Below are 17,243 nucleotides of genomic sequence, written 5' to 3' on the forward strand. Positions count from 1 at the left end.
ATGTATTACATTGGAATTCTCGTAAGAGATTTAAAGAAAAAGCCATTCCATAATCTTATTGAAAATCTGAAAAGGTTTGGTTCAAAAGTTGAACAGGCAGAGAAACATTTAATTGTTTTCTCCAATGATGATATAAATATAATTAACTGCCTGTTTAAACTTAAAGAGATTTATCCAGAGATTCGCACGGGCATATCTCAATACATAGGCATTGCTAAGGGACTGGCACGTATTGCCCAGATTGGAGAGATACTGACATCCGCAGATACCGAGCCAGCAATTCTTGAAAGTTTTGATATTACTTCATTGGGGATGCTTACAATAGAGGGCATGAAGACAGAGATTCTTGTCTGTCGTATTGACTGCCCAAAAGGAAAGGAAAGATTCCCTGAACTTAAAAAGCAAATAAGAATTATTCCCCGTCCTTTAATGATTGATGCCTTCAAAAATTTTCTTAATGTTACAAAATCCGCTTTGATATTTGCACCGGATGGAACAGGAAAAACGGTATTCATTGATCAATTAGTTGAAGAGTTTGGGCAGGAAAAAGAAATTTTGAGAACAACTGCGCCAGCCTATCTTTCCAATATTACATTAAAACCAGTTTGTGACCTATTAATTCAGTTATTCAAAATTCAAATAGATTTTACCCTTGAAGAAAAACAAAAGATAATTGAAAGTAAATTAAAAGAGATAGGAATGAGGGATATCGGCACAAGTTATTTAGCAATCCTTGATTTCCTAAATATTGGTGAAGAAGAAACTATATTAAGAAAGATGGAAACAAAGGTTCGGATTGAATTGATCATTAATACAATTTGTGATGTGATGACAAATCTATCCCATTTAAAACCCCTGGTTGTTATTGTTGAAGATATAGAAAATCTTGATCCATCTTCAATAAATTTCCTACAACATTGTATTACAAAATTGTCTGATGAGAATATTATATTTATCTTTACCTCCAATCGTGCCCAGGTGAATTTAAAAGGAATAAAGGAATTTGAACTCTTAGAGATTGACCGTTCGCAGATAGAAGAATATTTATTTAACGAAATCGGAGAGAAGATAAATTTCCCATCCACAACTATCTTCAATATTGCCCAATATCTTGCCTTATACTATGAAGAACAGATTGATTACTTTTATGCACTTTACAGTGGTGAAAATCCACTTGTCAATTTCAGCCTGCCCTTTGCTGACTACAAAACAATCATTAAAAGACGGGTAGAATTGCTTGAAGAAAATAAAGAATTATTATATGCCCTTGCTGCCCTCGGTTACGAAATTGACCCACAAGATTTTCCTATTGCCGAAAATATTCAGGAACAACTTGAGTATCTTGTAGAGCACAACTTCTTAAGAAGAATAGATAAAAAATATTTCTTTACTTCGCCTTTACTCCACGAAACTATTTATGAACTTATCCCGGATAAAAATGCACGCCATACGCGGCTTGCAGATTATTACCGCCGGCGTGAAGGATATGAGGAATATGCGCTGTTTCACTATATGAAATCAGAAAATTATAAACGGACGATGGAATATTTGCTGAAAGCCAGTAAGATTGCAGTAAAGAAAGGCGGTTATGAATCAGCCATAAACTATTATCTACAGGCATTAGAATTATGCCGAAGAGAAAAAGATGTCGCTGACCTTGAAACATTGATCGCAATAAACGAGGGGTTGGCGGATATCTATCGGTCAATGGGTGATGAGGAACAGGCGATGAAATATTATAAGGTGGTTCTTGATAGTTATAAAGAAATCCTGAAAGAATAGTCTGTGGGTTTGGGTTTGGGTGCTGGAAACATTTTAATAAAATCCATATTTATATGATTTTTTTTCTCTTTATTCAGATAAACAATGATACATTACCAGCAGAAAGTCTTAATGTTGTTCACTATTCTGCAAAAATGATAACCTATAATCTTGATAGTGCAATTGTTATTTTAAATGATTCCGCATATATATCATATCGTGATATTCAATTATTTTCGGATAGTGCCTATTATTATATAGACAGAAAAACACTTGAGGCATTTGGCTTATGTCATTTGAGACAGGTGAATGATTCTATAAAAGGGACGCATTTAAAATACAACCTTGAGACAAAAAAGGCAATGATGGATACTGGTAAGACACAGATTCAAAAAGGATTTATTGAAGGGAAAAAAATTTACTGGGTGGAAGAGAAGGTCGTCAATGCCTATGATGGAAAATACACGACCTGCAACGATTCTCCGCCCCATTATTATTTTTATGCACCAAGGATGAAGGTTTTTTTAGGTGATATGGTTATTGCCCGACCGATTTATCTCTACATATATGATATGCCGGTTATTGCGGCGCCTTTCTGGTTCGTGCCAATATCATCAAAAAGAAAATCAGGGTTATTGCCGTTCAAGGTTGGAAATTCACGTGCCTATGGGAAATTTATAAGGGGTTTTGCTTATTATTATGTCATTTCTGACTACGCTGACCTGACCCTTCAGATAGATGCAATGGAGAAAAAAGGTATGATGCCTCACCTTGAAGGTGTATGGGATTACAGTCCATATTCTGCAGGAAATTTTCATATCAATTATATAAAAGAGATTGATACAAGGCTAACAAGATACAGCATTGAAGCAAGAAATAACTCCCCGTATTTTCTTTTTGGCTCTAATTTTAATTGTGATATAAAATATATGAGTGATAATAGATACCGTTCTGACTATGCTGAGACGACAATCATCTGGGTGGATAAAGAGATAAGCTCCCAGGCAACGCTTAATCGTGATTTTGGTGAGATTAGAAACAGTGTGACGCTTGAAAGAAGGGTTGATTTTGGCGATACCACAACCTTTGAGAAGATTCCATACTACACTGTTACAACCCCTTCAAGACAATTATTTTCTTTTCTCACCTATTCACTATCCGGACACATTAGTTATGACCGAAAATTTTATCCCCATGAGAAAACAGAGGCCGGTGGTGCAAATATCCATACCAGTCCTTCCTTTAAGCAGAACATTCTTGACCTTTTCTCAATCTCACCGGGATTTGATCTTGATTTTGCAGTATTCAGTGAAGATACCGCGGGCAATAAATACCCATCGCGATTCGGTTATTCATTCTTTACCAATGCCAGTACAAATTTATATCGGGTCTATAGTGTTGAAATGTTAGGAATAAAAGGAATCCTCCATAAGGTAATGCCTGGTGTTTCCTATAATTATACACCGGATTTCAAGTTTGGCAGATTCCCAAGCGTATATGGTATACCAAATTATGCGCATGTTCATAACATCGGCTTTGGTGTAAGCCAGGAATTTGAGGCAAAGGTTGGAGAAAAAAACGAAAAGAAAAATTTTGCGCAAATTTCTTTAAACAGTGGCTACAATTTATTAAATGATACAATCTCACCGGTGAGTTATTCTATTAATCTACCTTTAAATCCGTTTCCCAAACCCATAACTGCATTCAGCACCCGCTTGGGTGGCTCATATAATCTGTATACAAAAGAATATACATATACTATAGACCAGGGAACATCAATCCAGATGGAAAATTTTAAAATAAATATCAACCAGAGTTATACAAAAGGAGGAAAATATCAGGTGAGCTTTGTCGGCGAGATAAAACCAACTCAGAACTGGACTGTCTCGTATAGTGGAAGATATGATTATGGATTAAAAAAATTCGTTGATTACAGTCTTGCGTTAACGAGAAACCTCCATTGCTGGGAAGGGGTATTCAGTTTCTCTCAGTTCGCGAATGACTGGCGCTACGATTTCAAAGTCCGAATAAAAGAAATACCCGAAGTTGCGATAGGCCGGGGCTTGCTTGGATATTTGATAGAATAATTTTTTCTAATTAACAATCACAATCTTTTTTATTTCTTCAAAGACCGGGTTTTTTTCCGAATTCGCGACCATTTTAATAAAATAAACTCCTGCAGGTAAATCTTTGATATGGATTTTATGATAACCTGGTTGTTTCATTTGAGGTTCTACTGCCTTTATGATTCTTCCCGTAGCATCATAGATTCTAAATTCCACATACGCCTTCATATTTATTGTGTAATCAAATCTCATTTCCCGCATCGGATTGGATAACAATAATATCTTATTATCAAGATTGCTTTTTGAAATTTCTTCAACACCGGTATAGATATACGATTTACAAAGAATCCAGGTATTCGGGTCAAATCTGATGGAATCAACACTATGGCTTACGAGCAATTCAATATGGGTGGGTGAACCGGTTATTGGAATATTCAATAATGTGTCAGCATTTCCCATAAACAATTTAATCTGGACGGGCATATGAAAGACCGGTGGGGCATTCGTTTGAACCTGATGGATATTGGCGATGAATTGGTAATTATTTCCCGAAGGTGTGCAACTCCAGTAGATATTATAAATCGGATAACCCTGTCCATAGACCCATTCATTAAAGAACCAGGTTAAATCCGTCCCATAAACCTGATTGAATATTCGTTTTAAATCTTCAGTACTGGCACAGCCATATTCAAATGAATCACGATATACTGCAAGCGCATTAAAGAATAGTGCTTGATTTAAATATCTGAGCATATGGACAACCCAGGATGCCTTGCAATATGTATGTCCCCAGTCAAATAGTTGGCTTAATGGTGGATTATAGATTGGATGGCGTGATTGGGCATCCGCAGTAAAATAATCATTTGCCCGGTTTTTCATTGTCGTGATAAAATTATTGTAGCCGAAGCGATACCAGTTATAATTTGCATCACTGTAGGTAGCAAATCCTTCATTGAGCCAGATATCCCTGAAATCAACACAGGTGACCATATCACCCCACCATTGATGAGAAAGTTCATGTGCCATCCCATTTTCCGAACTATTCAATATCCACCAGCGATGGATTGTGGTCTGAGTCTGGTGTTCCATACCACCCCAGGCATAAGGATAGACTGCATCCTGTCCATAACGGCTGAATGGATAATCACCATAAAGGGAATCAAATAGATACATTGCATCCGGCAGATGCTGGAATGCAATCACAGATTGGGCTGAATCCTGGGGCCAGATAAAATGTCGGATTTCAACTGAATCACCATCCTGGTCATGATACCACTGGGACCATTTTGCAAATCTTGAGACACCAAAGTGCATAAGATATGTGGTAATCGGACTTGTTTCTTCATAGGTCCAGGTTTTGGTATTATTGGGATTATTTACGACATTTATCAATTGTCCATTGGCACATACTACAAAGGTATCAGGTGCCGTGACACTGATAATACAACCCTGGTCTGCCTTATCAAATGGTTCGTCATAACAGGGCATCCACATTCTTGCATCCCAGGGCTCACCAAGGGTATAGGCAAGTGAATGGAGGGTGTTACTATTATAATTTTTGGGCCAGTAGCAGAATCCGGTTTGGGAACTTGTTACACTCCAGGAACCACGATAATGGACTGCAATGTTAAATGAATCACCATAATTGAATTGCTGGGGAAGATTGATATGGAGTGTCTCATTGGCAGTTGAGTATGTAGCATTGACATTGTTAACTTTTACGGAATCAATCGTCAGACCATAGGAATGTAAGGTGGCAACATTCAAACCGTTGGTATTGCTTTTACATTTAATCCGATTAACACCCTGGATTGAACGGGATGTCATAGGCACATTCACATCGAGTTGATACTTCAACACATCAAAAGAATGGAGAGATTCTGCAAAAACAAATTGCCTCTCGGGCAGTGGACAAAGCCATTTGCCTTCGGTATTAAAATCATTCCATTGCAAAAATATGATAAAAATAAATGACATTTATTTCTCCTTTCTACATATTATAGATATTCCACTAATAAAATCAAGATAAACTATTATTTCCAGAATCCGAAGAAATAACCGATTGCCCTCACTATTATGTAGGCATGTAAAAACGAACCAACTCCTAAGATGATTGTCCAGATTATATGTGGTTTCACTTTTTGTATTATTTCCTGACGATAAATTATAATGGAACCTATGAATGTAGCAATCATTGAAAATAAAAGGCTGACAAAAGAGAGCATTGCCGCGATTGTCACATAGGCAAAGGGGTTCGCACCTTTTACAAAATATTGAATGCCAATGAGGACAAAGGAGATGACAAGATATATAAACCACCAGAGAAAATACACACCTTTTATGTCATTTTTATAAAATTTTCTCAATCGTTCCGAAATATTCCAGGTGATATCTGCATTCTGTCTGACCAGTGCCTCAGCCGTGGTCAACTGGGTATTGAAGAATAAAAGCCAGGCCATGAGCAAAAACAAAAAGAAACCAATTCTACCCAGAGGAACCGCAAAAAACTGTGCCTGGTGCTTTACCACATCAAAACCTTTTGGAATCAAACCCGCAGGTCTGAGTATAGAATCAGAGAGTCCGACAAAAATAAAGATTGTGAAAAGACTACCAAGAAAATAACCAATCCACAAAACAAAGTGAGACCGTTTTATCCATATCTTGAGTCTTGAAATATTTTCGCCATTTTTTTCGGGAATACATCCTATGCTGATTGGATTTGCCGATTTACCGAACCACCCAGGGATGGCATCAATGTAGCCCGCCATACCCCAACCTGCATCCCTCATCCAGTATGTATACCAGATAAGCGTAGGTCCCGCACCAACCCAGGCAATCGTTGAGCCCAGAACCCACCAATCCATATCCTTTGGTACCTGCCAGGCAAAAAGACTAAAAAACATGCGTGTGATTGTTGTGGATTTTATTGCCAGTAAAGCCGCAAATATTAGTATTATCCAGGCAATTATTGTTGTCCAGGTTGCAATGTGTTCAATGTATTTACGGGCAATTTTTGAGAGAAAAGCCACCAAAAAGACGATTATAAATGTAATATATGCCCAGAAGACAGTTCCGGTTCTGACATCAATAGGCCAATTTAAAATTTCTCTCAGTGCTGAAGCGGCGGCTGTTGCCCATGCTGGCAACATAAATGCAAGAAACATAAATAGACTGATAGAAATGATTGCCCCAGGATAAGAAAGAATTCTTGCATTACCCTGGACTGCATGTTCTCCAGATACTACAGTCCAACGTGCGAGTTCCTGAGCCCAGACAGTCTGAAAAAATAATGTCAAGACCATTAAGCCAAGCCAACCTACGCCAAATCGGGATGTCAGATGTGGATAGAGAATTACTTCGCTCGTGCCTAAACCAAGTGCTACAGTCATCATCACCGGACCAATCCAGACCATAAAATCTTTTTTAGAAGGTGGCACCGGAACATCAGATTTTGTATTTATATTCAAAAATCCAATTTTCATTTCCTTCATAAGTAATTATATTAAAATTTCAAAAAAAATCAACCAGCATTTTTTATTTGCACTTTTCGCTTGACATAATAAAAATTATGTGTATAATTTTTATATAAAAAGGGGGTAAAATGCCTAAATGCGCAACTAAGAAAACAAAAAAGAAAAGCAAAAAGAAAAAAAAGTAGGCTGATGTGAGAGATAAAGGGGAGGCAATGCCTCCCCTTTTTACTTGATTTTATATAAAATCTGATTATAATTTTTTATGAATAAAAAAATAGAAATTTTAATCTTCCTTTCTTTTATTCTGTGCTGTTCTGCAATAAAAGAACGCCTTGCAGTGAAAGAATGCAAATTCACTTTTATCTCTGCTAATGCTTATGACTTTACATTCTCAGATATGAAGGTTGATTTTGAACTAAAAATGCAGAATCCGAACAATGTTGATGCTACACTTGATAAGCTTGATTACAAATTTTATGTTAATCAAACAGAAGTTTTCTCGGGAACAACTGGTAAAGGACTAAAAGTTTTGGCTGGTAAATCAGAGAATTTTACAACCACGATTACACTTGAATATACAAAGATCGGACAGGCAATTGTTGAGGCGATAAGATTCAAAACTGCATCTTATAGTATCAAAGCGAAGGCATATGTTAAAACGATAGTCGGAGAGATCAGCTATCCTGTGGAGATTTCTCTAAAATAAAAGACGTATACAAAGTGGTAAAAGAGAAGGAAGACTCTTAATAACTTCTCCTACAATTTCGCGGGTATTTATATCGGTTATTGTTTTCCCTGAAAAAAATCTTTTTCCAATTTCAAAAATTTTTTTATAGTCATTTTCATTCAACCGCAGATAGGTATCCCGCACCTTTTTGTGAAATCTTATTTCCGAAAGTATTTCTTTTTCAATCTCCTTTTCAAAAAAATCCTTTTTGTTTTTCAGTCTTAACACTGCATTTCTACCTGCGATCATACCTGATTTAATACCGTTTGCAATTCCTGCGCCGCTTAATGGGTCGGTGAACCTTGCCGCATCTCCAGCCAGAAAAAAATTTTTCCCCGAAAATTTTTTTAAAATCTTTGCGGGCACTCCACCAAATATTTTTTCTTTAATTACGCCATTGGGAAATTCGCTTTTTACCCATTCATCCAGATATTCCTTTGCCCTTTTTTTAGCCACCAGCGGTGATATGCCAAGTCCGACATTTGCTGAGATCTTTGATTTGGGAAATATCCATGCATAGCCACCGGGCGCAATCTTGTTATCAAATATAAGATATGTGTAATTTGGTTCAATTTTTATATTCTCAATTAAATATTCTGCACATACCTCAATTTCATTTACTCTCAATCTTGTATCAATTCCTAACCATCTTCCCACCATTGAATTTATTCCATCAGCACCGATTATAAATCCGAAGCGATATTTTTTTAGTTTTCCATATTCGTTTACTTCAGCCATACCATCCTCGATTCTAATTACCTTTGCATTTGTCTTTAATACCGCACCTTCTTTTACTGCGAGATACGCAAGTTCCTTATCAAATATCTTCCTGTTTAAGACCCAGCCAACATTCGGATATTCAATTTTGAACTCTTCACCAGTTGGACCACGGACAATAGAACCCTGAAGTGAAACGGCAGTCCAATCGGATTTTATATCTAAATAATTTTTTATTGTACTTCTTGATAATCCTTCAGCACATTGTAACGGTATTCCAATCTGTGGATGTTCTTCAAATAATGCGACCGATAAACCTTCTTTTGCTGCCGTGAGTGCAGCGCTGCTTCCAGCAGGACCCGCACCTACAACAATTATATCAAATGATTCCACCAATTATTAAACGATCGGTATGACACAGATAAACTTAAAAGGCTTGTCTGAGTTGTTAACAAAACCGTGTTTTTCATTGGGCAAAACCAAAATTGCCGTACCTTTTGTTACAGGAATCTCTGACACTCCGTTATTCATAATTCCTTCACCTTCAATTATAAAAATCTCGTGTTCCATATTGGTATGAGTATGGATAGGAATTTCTCCACCTGGTTCAATTGTAAATACGCGCATAGCATAATGGGGCGCACCATCATTTTTGGTTATTAACCATTGAAGGCTGACATCCCTTGTGCCGGGCATCTGTGGAATTTCTGGATTAATCTCTTCAATTTTTTTCATCTTCATAATAGACAATTTTATATAATTTCAGGAAAAAATCAATATAAAAGTGAGCAGTTTTTTTGTACCACCAAAATTTTTCATTAAGTAAATATGTATAATAAACCATTGACTTTTGTGGTAATTTGTATATAATTATACAATCAAGGAGGCATAATGGGATGTATTATCTTGATACTATATTTACTACAGATGCCCAGCGATAGTATATTAGCCGGGCAGTCAGTAGTAAAGAAAAGTTATACAAAAGATGTAATTATTAGTGCTGGTACTGGTCTCGGCTTTGGGTTGGGCGCATACTACTGTAAAAATACCGCTGATAAGGCATACGATGCATATAAGAGTGCCAGCACAATGCGAAAGACAGTAGAGCAATGGAATAGAGTTGTGTTATATGATAAATTAAGCGTATTCTTTGGGGTGGGCTCAGCGGTATTTTTCACCCGAGCAGTGTACTACCAGATAAAAAATGTAAGGCAAACAAAAATTGGACAATTGATACCGAACTTGGAACTAAGATATGCCGAGAATAATAAATTAATCTTGGGATTTGATAAAAAATTATAGGAGGAAGTATGCGTAGAAAATTGATTATTTTACCTGTTTTGTTTCTATTATTTTGTTATTGTTCCGAAAGGCAGAGAACAAATCAATTTGATGTCACAAATAAAGGATTTTCAACGCCCACACCATGTTATACCTGGGGTAAACCTGTGTATGACCCATATGGTGGTTATTTGATTGGTGTTATTATTGGAATCGAATTTACAGATGCATTGCCGCGGACATTTTCTTTTGACCATAAATTCTATTTCAATGGCCAGGATGTTCTTGATTTTAGTGAGACTGTAAATTCTGGTGCTAAAAATTATGGAATACAAATCTATTGTGGAGGAGAGCCTTTCCCAATTGGTAATTATTGTCTTAAGATATACTGGGGTGAATTTGGATACGGTGCTTTTGTCTTTTCGGTTACGCCATCGGGCAATGCAACGAAATTCAAGGGTATAACATTGGAGGATGGCGTTGACAGAATAGAAAATTGGTTTTCAATAAATCTCGCTCAATAATCAATAATCTTAAGAATATAGGCTATTGACTTTCTTTGGCACATAATTATAATACCATATAGAAACAAGGAGTTTTTACTATGAAGAAAATCGGAGTTTTCATTTGCCATTGCGGAATAAACATTGCCAAAACAGTAGATGTAGAAGCACTCACTGAGGAGATAAAAAAATATCCGGGTGTTGTTCATGCCGAAAATTATAAATACATGTGTTCGGACCCTGGACAGAACTTAATAATTGAGGCAATAAAACAGAAAAATCTGGATGCGATAGTTGTTGCTGCATGCTCACCAACTCTACATGAAAATACTTTCAGAAATGCAACCGAACGCGGTGGATTGAACCGCTATACCTGTGAGATGGCAAATATACGTGAGCAATGCAGTTGGGTGCATGAAGAGAAAAATGTTGCTACGCGGAAAGCAGGTGATATCATAAAAACGATGATAGAAAAAGTAAGATTTGATGAACCTTTAGAACCCATTTTTATTGATGTGACAAAGAAGGCATTGGTTATTGGTGGAGGCGTTGCGGGAATTCAGGCGGCACTTGATATTGCTAATGCGGGGATAGAAACAATTTTACTGGAGCGGTCACCTTCAATTGGTGGCAGAATGGCTCAACTTTCAGAAACATTCCCGACGCTTGATTGCTCCCAGTGTATCTTAACTCCAAAGATGGTGGAGGCAGCCCAGCATCCGAAGGTAAAACTGATGACCTACTGTGAACTTGAAGATATTTCAGGCACCGTTGGTAATTTCAAAGTTAAGATAAGAAAAAAGGCCTCTTATGTTGATAATAGTAAATGCACGGGCTGTGGGGTATGTTACGAAAAATGTCCAATTAAAGTGCCTTCTGAATTTAATGAATTCTTGACTACCAGAAAAGCAATCTATACACCATTCCCACAGGCAATACCAAACAAGCCGGTCATTGATGCCAAGAATTGCACTTATTTTGTAAAAGGTGGGAAGTGTCGGGTCTGCCAGATTGTCTGTCCGCCCCAGGCAGTGGATTTCAATCAAAAAGATGAAATAGTTGAAGAAACCGTGGGGGCGATTGTGGTTGCAACGGGTTATGACATATATGAACCTGAAAAATTAAAAGAATATGGTTATGGCACAAGCCCGGATATCATTACTTCTTTGCAATTTGAAAGATTATTATCGGCATCCGGACCAACTGCAGGTGAAGTGAAAAGGCCTTCAGATGGCAAAATTCCCAAACGTGTCGTATTTATCCAGTGCGCTGGGTCAAGAGACAAAGAGAATCATCTTGAATATTGTTCCAAGATATGCTGTATGTATACTGCAAAGCATGCAATACTATATAAACATCGCGTCCATGATGGCGAGCCAATAATCTTCTATATTGATGTGCGCACGCCAGGAAAGGGATTTGAAGAATTTTATAATCGTGCAACCGATGAAGGGGCAATATATATCCGCGGTAAGGTATCTAAGGTCTATCCAGAAAATGGGAAATTAATCGTTCTTGGTGCAGATACACTCGTGGGCAAGAAGGTTGAAGTGGAAGCAGACCTCGTTGTTCTCGCAATGGGTATGGTGCCGACGAGAAATAACGAAGAATTTATCCGTAAATTAAAAATACAGTGTGATGCCAATGCATTTTTGACCGAGGCACATCCAAAGTTGAGACCGGTTGAAACGAATACGCTTGGTATCTACATTGCCGGTGCTGCACATGGTCCGAAGGATATTCCTGAGACTGTTGCCCAGGCATCGGGTGCGGCAAGCAAGGCAATCGGGATTCTATCCCAGCCCAAGATTACATTTGAACCTTTGATTGCCTATGTTGATGAAGAACTCTGTTCTGGCTGTAGTGTGTGTATCGGTGTATGTCCATTTGGGGCAAGAGAAAAAGACAAAGAAAAGAATATTGCCAAGGTCATTGATGCCTTATGCCAGGGCTGTGGTGCCTGCTGTGCCGCCTGTCCAAGTGGTGCGTCGCAATTGAAGAATTTGAAAGATAAAACAGTTATGGAGATGGTGGTTGCGGCAATAGAGAGGTAATTATGAAGTTCTGGCGCCGACCCCTTGATGCAGATAAGATAAAAGTCCCTCAGGGTGAGATTCATATAATAAAGGACCGTTGCAAGGGATGTGGGTTCTGTGTTGAATTCTGCCCCAAAAAGGTCCTTGAATTATCAAGCGAGTTCAATATTAAGGGCTATCATCCGCCCTATGTAAAAAATCCAGATGAATGCAGGGAATGCCATCTCTGTGAAATTATCTGTCCGGAGTTTGCCATTTATGTAACGTTAGGTAAAGAGCGAACTGTTGCGGAAATTCTCGATAAAAAAACTTCCTAAAAATGGCAGTTATTGAAAAGAAAATAAAATTAATGGGTTCAAAGGGTGAGGCAGAGGTTGTAGCTATCTTTGATTCTGGTGCGACATACTCCTGTATCCGTCCTGAACTTGCAAAAAAATTGGGCAAATTAGAATTACTACCAGAGCCAAAACATTTAGGAACTGCTAAAGAGAATGTTTCTGCAATAGCCAAGAAAAGGATAAGCCTTGATTTCAACCTCAATGGATATACATTAAGTGATGAATTTATGGTAATTCCTAAACTTTCCGACCAGGTAATCATCGGCGCTGCAACATTGCAGAAATGGCGGCTGAAACTTGATTTTGAGAATGATAATATTATCATTGACCCAAGAGTCACAAAATTGCGTCTGTTGTAACAAAAATTAGACATTTTAGGTATTTAGGCATTTAATATGTGAAAGACTTATGGTAAAGCAAAAAGGGATAAAGGGCTCAAGATGGCAGGATATGATAAACGGTTTAGGTTTTGGTTTGGAAACGAGATTAGTCTATTGGTTGTCGTTTGTTGGTTACTAAGTCCAATAACTAAACCCTATCGCATTTCTAAACCGAAACCGATGGCCAATTTCTTTCTTACAGGTATTAGTGATGGCCATTTTTGCCTTACTTGCCATTTATGCCATCTTTCACTTCTTTAGCCTTTTTGAGCCATCTTACCCTTTTATTTAATTTATCCAAGGAGGTCTATGAAGGCAGACCCAAAAGGTGTATTAACCGGTGCCCATTATCTTGATGGAGACTATGCGGCAGCAGAAGGAGCGCTTGCTGCAGGTTGTAGATTCTTCGCAGGATATCCGATAACCCCTTCAACCGAAGTAGCAGAAAGGGTCGCCCAGAGATTTCCCGAGGTTGGTGGTGTATTCATTCAGATGGAAGATGAGATCGCTTCTTCTATTGCAATCCTTGGTGCATCCTGGGCAGGTAAGAAGTCAATGACTGTTACTTCAGGCCCTGGTTTTTCTTTGATGCAGGAACACTTTGGACTTGCCGCAATGCTTGAGACGCCCTGTGTGATTGTTGATGTTCAGAGAGGCGGTCCTTCAACAGGATTACCGACTTTGACCGGACAGGCTGATATGATGCAGGTCCGATGGGGCTCGCATGGTGATTATGAGATAATTGCCCTTTCGCCAAATTCTCCACAGGAGGCATTTGACCTGACGATTGATTGTTTTAATCTTTCTGAACTATATCGGGTTCCGGTATTTTTGATGATGGATGAGTGTGTTGGACATATGACGGAAAAAGTGGTTATCCCGAAACCCGAAGATATTGAACTCGTGGAGAGACGATGGTACACAGGGCCGAAAGAAGCATATCTTCCTTTCAAACCAGATGAGGATTTAGTTCCCCGAATGGTAAAGGCGGGTGATGGATACAGATTCCATGTCACCGGTTTAACCCATGATGAACGTGGCTATCCAGTTATGAACTGGCAGGCACAGGAAAAACTGGTACGCCGGCTCGTAGAGAAGATTCGCAGGAATGCAGATAAGATTATTCGTTATGAAGAAGAAGAAACTGATGGTGCGGATGTGGTAATTGTCTCTTACGGAATTTCAAGTCGGGTCGCCTACAAGGCGATTTCCGATGCCCGGAAACATGGGATTAAAGTTGGATTTTTGAGATTGATTGTAGTCTGGCCATTTCCAGAAAAGAAAATCTACGAACTTGCAGGAAAGGTAAAGGCGCTCATAACTGTGGAAATAAACTACGGACAGATTGCCCTTGAAGTAGAGCGTTGTGCAAAAGGAAGATGCAAGACATTACTCGTCCCCCACGGTGGCGGTTGGGTCCATAATCCGGATGATATATTGGATGCAATAAAGGAGGGATTGAAATGAGTGAGATTGAGGCTAATATTCCACCCACTACTCAGACAACTGCTGGCCATCCCAAAGAGGGCTTACTCAGGATGGACCGGATGCCCCATATCTGGTGTCCAAGTTGTGGTATAGGACCGACACTCAGTGCATTTTTGATTGCCTTAGAAAAATCAAATCTCAATTTAGATAAAGTGGCGGTCGTCTCTGGTATCGGTTGTACGGGCAGGGTTGCTGGTTATGTAAAACTTGATTCTTTCCATACAACACATGGAAGGCCAATTCCTTTTGCGACGGGTTTGAAACTTGCTAATCCTGAATTGAAGGTTGTAGTATTCTCGGGTGATGGTGACCTGGTGGCAATCGGTGGCAACCACTTAATCCATGCGGCAAGGAGGAATATGGATATTGTGGTGATTTGTGTGAATAACTTTATCTATGGAATGACCGGGGGGCAGGTCGCAGCAACGACACCGGAAACTGCTATTTGTTCAACCGCGCCCTACGGAAATTTTGAGACTCCTTTCAATCTTCCACACCTGATGGATACCTGTGGCGCAGTCTATGTTGCCCGCTATACCGCCCTTGATATAAGAAGGCTCTCCAATGCCATCCTTGAGGCATTCAATAAAAAGGGATTTTCTTTTATAGAAGTCATTGCACCCTGTGCTACACTATATGCAAGGTTAAATCGCCTTGGGACCGGACTTGATATTTTGAAGTATTATCATGACAATAGTGTAATAAAACATAATGCAGATCCGAGAGAACTTGAAATAAAATTCCAGGGACCGATAATTGTTGGTAAATTCGTTGACCGGGAAAGGCCAACATTTATTGAGGCAATGAATCAGCGTTTCAAGACTGTCTTAGGTGATAAATATCAATTATACGGAATGACCGATGAATGTGTGCCAGAAGCAGTTAGCGGAGAAGGATGATGGCTCCTTATGATACATTTCTTTTAGATCTGATTCTTTCAGAAAAAAATAAAAGATTAGAAGATAAACGGCGCCGGCTTTTATCTATTACAGAAAATATCTTAATCTCAATGAAAAGGAAATACAGAATAAAAAGCGCCTACATTCTTGGGTCACTTCTCAAAAAAAGGTGGAATGATTCTTCTGATATTGATGTCGCAGTATCCGGTGCAAGTGAATATATACTTAACATAATAAAGGAATTGGAAGACGCTACTGAAAGGGAAGTAGATGTGATTGATTTGGACCATCATCCATTTCCCGAGATTATTAAAACCAGAGGCAAGCAAATATATGGATAGAGGTAGACTTGCAACATTAAAGGCAGAGATAGATAATCAGATGGAGCTCATTGAAGAGATTTATAAAAAGATTGAAAAAAGGCAAGCAAATTTTAAAGAAAATGATGTTGGTATTGAAAGTATGGCATACCAGCTGCATAATCTTTACAGTGCCTATGAAGAGCTTTTTGAGATTGTCGCAGATTATTTTGAAAATGAAATTGAAGGCGTAAAATATCATTCAGACCTACTTCACAGGATGAAGATGGAGATTGAAGGAATCCGCCCTCCACTGATTTCTAAGGAGTTATGCCAATTATTTGATGAATTGAGAAGGTTTAGACATTTCTTCAGACACGCCTATAATATAGAACTGAATCCAGAAAAAATTGAGGATATTCTAAATATTTCATTGCAAATTCGGAGTAAATTCAAAAATGAATTGGAGCATTTTTTAAAGGCTCTGAGTAAATGACCCAATTGAGGAGGTTGTAATGGCGGCCACACTTGAAATTCGTTTTTCTGGTTATGGGGGACAGGGTGTGATAAAGAGTGGTTATATTGTGGGCAAGGCTGCATCAATATTTGATAATAAGCATGCCACAATGACCCAGAGTTTTGGTCCTGAGGCAAGGGGTAGTGCCTGCAGTGCCCAACTTATTGTCTCTGAAGACCGAATCCTCTATCCTTATCTTACAAAACCCCAGATACTTGTTGCAATGTCCCGAGAGGCGTATGAAAAATTTGAGCCGGAGTTAGATGAGAGTGGAATTCTAATCGTTGATGAAGACCTCGTAAAACCTAAACCACCGAGAGGACAGATTAAAATTTTTTCAGTCCCGGCAACGAGAATCGCGGAACAACTCGGCAACAGAATCGTTGCCAATATCGTGATGCTTGGATTCTTTACCGCAGTTACCAATGTGGTCAGTTATCAGGCAATGAAGGATGCAATTCCGGGCTCGGTTCCGGATAAGGCACTGCCTTTGAACTTAAAGGCGTTTGAAGAAGGATACAAATACGGTAGGCAGTTATTGGAAAAATCTTAATTTAGAAAGACCCGGAAAAAATGGACAAATCAGATTGTATTGTCAGTCTTCTATTTCCCATCTTCAATCTTTCTTCTCACTTCTGTCTTCTGCCTTCTATTCTTATCACTTTTCACTTCTTCCTTCTCACTTCTCCCTTTTTGTTCTCCCAGACTCCGGAGTGGGTGTATCAGTATGTGAATCCGCAGTCTACCGAATATCCTTA

The 17,243-nt window shown here is 38.6% G+C and carries 17 protein-coding genes; 13 read left to right on the forward strand and 4 right to left on the reverse strand.

Annotated elements, in window-relative coordinates; translation table 11 throughout:
- Complete coding sequence (locus ABIL69_07620; protein ID MEO0123855.1) at positions 1 to 1,782, forward strand: tetratricopeptide repeat protein; 1,782 nt, start codon at positions 1 to 3, stop codon at positions 1,780 to 1,782.
- A 53-nt stretch (positions 1,783 to 1,835) separates the two neighbouring features.
- A complete protein-coding gene (locus ABIL69_07625) occupies positions 1,836 to 3,848 on the forward strand; it encodes a putative LPS assembly protein LptD (protein MEO0123856.1) in 2,013 nt (670 codons plus the stop codon).
- A 6-nt stretch (positions 3,849 to 3,854) separates the two neighbouring features.
- Here the strand turns inward: ABIL69_07625 and ABIL69_07630 are convergent, their stop codons facing one another.
- Together ABIL69_07630 and ABIL69_07635 are read right to left on the reverse strand one after the other, a co-directional pair.
- Entirely contained in the window at positions 3,855 to 5,804 is a 1,950-nt protein-coding gene (locus ABIL69_07630; GenBank protein MEO0123857.1) for a M1 family aminopeptidase, read from the reverse strand.
- Positions 5,805 to 5,860: 56 nt separating this feature from the next.
- Positions 5,861 to 7,318, reverse strand: a complete 1,458-nt coding sequence (locus ABIL69_07635) for an Nramp family divalent metal transporter (GenBank protein ID MEO0123858.1) — start codon at positions 7,316 to 7,318, stop codon at positions 5,861 to 5,863.
- A gap of 244 nt (positions 7,319 to 7,562) precedes the next feature.
- On the opposite strand from ABIL69_07635, the gene ABIL69_07640 reads away from it, so the two are divergent.
- Positions 7,563 to 8,006: an LEA type 2 family protein gene (locus tag ABIL69_07640; protein ID MEO0123859.1), complete on the forward strand. Its 444-nt coding sequence runs from the start codon at positions 7,563 to 7,565 to the stop codon at positions 8,004 to 8,006.
- Here the strand turns inward: ABIL69_07640 and ABIL69_07645 are convergent.
- Together ABIL69_07645 and ABIL69_07650 are read right to left on the reverse strand one after the other, a co-directional pair.
- Positions 7,998 to 9,137, reverse strand: coding sequence for an NAD(P)/FAD-dependent oxidoreductase (locus ABIL69_07645; GenBank protein MEO0123860.1), 1,140 nt, complete (start codon positions 9,135 to 9,137; stop codon positions 7,998 to 8,000). The genes ABIL69_07640 and ABIL69_07645 overlap by 9 nt on opposite strands.
- Before the next feature lie 6 nt (positions 9,138 to 9,143).
- On the reverse strand, positions 9,144 to 9,485 hold the full coding sequence (locus tag ABIL69_07650) for a cupin domain-containing protein (protein MEO0123861.1): 342 nt from the start codon (positions 9,483 to 9,485) through the stop codon (positions 9,144 to 9,146).
- Positions 9,486 to 9,635: 150 nt separating this feature from the next.
- Between ABIL69_07650 and ABIL69_07655 the strand changes: the two genes are divergently transcribed.
- From ABIL69_07655 to ABIL69_07700, 10 genes are all read left to right on the forward strand, one after another.
- The gene (locus tag ABIL69_07655; GenBank protein ID MEO0123862.1) at positions 9,636 to 10,046 is read left to right on the forward strand and encodes a hypothetical protein; all 411 of its coding nucleotides are present in this window, start codon (positions 9,636 to 9,638) and stop codon (positions 10,044 to 10,046) included.
- An 8-nt stretch (positions 10,047 to 10,054) separates the two neighbouring features.
- Entirely contained in the window at positions 10,055 to 10,549 is a 495-nt protein-coding gene (locus ABIL69_07660) for a hypothetical protein (GenBank protein ID MEO0123863.1), read from the forward strand.
- Positions 10,550 to 10,629: 80 nt separating this feature from the next.
- Positions 10,630 to 12,582 (forward strand): CoB--CoM heterodisulfide reductase iron-sulfur subunit A family protein, encoded by a 1,953-nt coding sequence (locus tag ABIL69_07665; GenBank protein ID MEO0123864.1) that lies wholly within the window; start codon positions 10,630 to 10,632, stop codon positions 12,580 to 12,582.
- A 2-nt stretch (positions 12,583 to 12,584) separates the two neighbouring features.
- Complete coding sequence (locus ABIL69_07670; GenBank protein ID MEO0123865.1) at positions 12,585 to 12,881, forward strand: ferredoxin family protein; 297 nt, start codon at positions 12,585 to 12,587, stop codon at positions 12,879 to 12,881.
- 2 nt (positions 12,882 to 12,883) lie between these two features.
- Positions 12,884 to 13,261: a retropepsin-like aspartic protease gene (locus ABIL69_07675; GenBank protein MEO0123866.1), complete on the forward strand. Its 378-nt coding sequence runs from the start codon at positions 12,884 to 12,886 to the stop codon at positions 13,259 to 13,261.
- 330 nt (positions 13,262 to 13,591) lie between these two features.
- Positions 13,592 to 14,749 (forward strand): 2-oxoacid:acceptor oxidoreductase subunit alpha, encoded by a 1,158-nt coding sequence (locus tag ABIL69_07680; protein ID MEO0123867.1) that lies wholly within the window; start codon positions 13,592 to 13,594, stop codon positions 14,747 to 14,749.
- Entirely contained in the window at positions 14,746 to 15,669 is a 924-nt protein-coding gene (locus ABIL69_07685; protein ID MEO0123868.1) for a thiamine pyrophosphate-dependent enzyme, read from the forward strand. The genes ABIL69_07680 and ABIL69_07685 overlap by 4 nt, the downstream gene beginning before the upstream one ends.
- Complete coding sequence (locus ABIL69_07690) at positions 15,669 to 16,010, forward strand: nucleotidyltransferase domain-containing protein (protein ID MEO0123869.1); 342 nt, start codon at positions 15,669 to 15,671, stop codon at positions 16,008 to 16,010. The genes ABIL69_07685 and ABIL69_07690 overlap by 1 nt, the downstream gene beginning before the upstream one ends.
- The gene (locus ABIL69_07695; protein MEO0123870.1) at positions 16,003 to 16,464 is read left to right on the forward strand and encodes a hypothetical protein; all 462 of its coding nucleotides are present in this window, start codon (positions 16,003 to 16,005) and stop codon (positions 16,462 to 16,464) included. Before ABIL69_07690 ends, ABIL69_07695 begins: the two co-directional genes overlap by 8 nt.
- Positions 16,465 to 16,483: 19 nt before the next feature.
- Positions 16,484 to 17,038 (forward strand): 2-oxoacid:acceptor oxidoreductase family protein, encoded by a 555-nt coding sequence (locus ABIL69_07700; GenBank protein ID MEO0123871.1) that lies wholly within the window; start codon positions 16,484 to 16,486, stop codon positions 17,036 to 17,038.
- Positions 17,039 to 17,243: the final 205 nt, after the last annotated feature.

The organism is candidate division WOR-3 bacterium (assembly GCA_039802005.1).
GTDB lineage: Bacteria > Hydrothermota > Tepidihabitantia > SM23-42 > JAOAFX01 > JAOAFX01.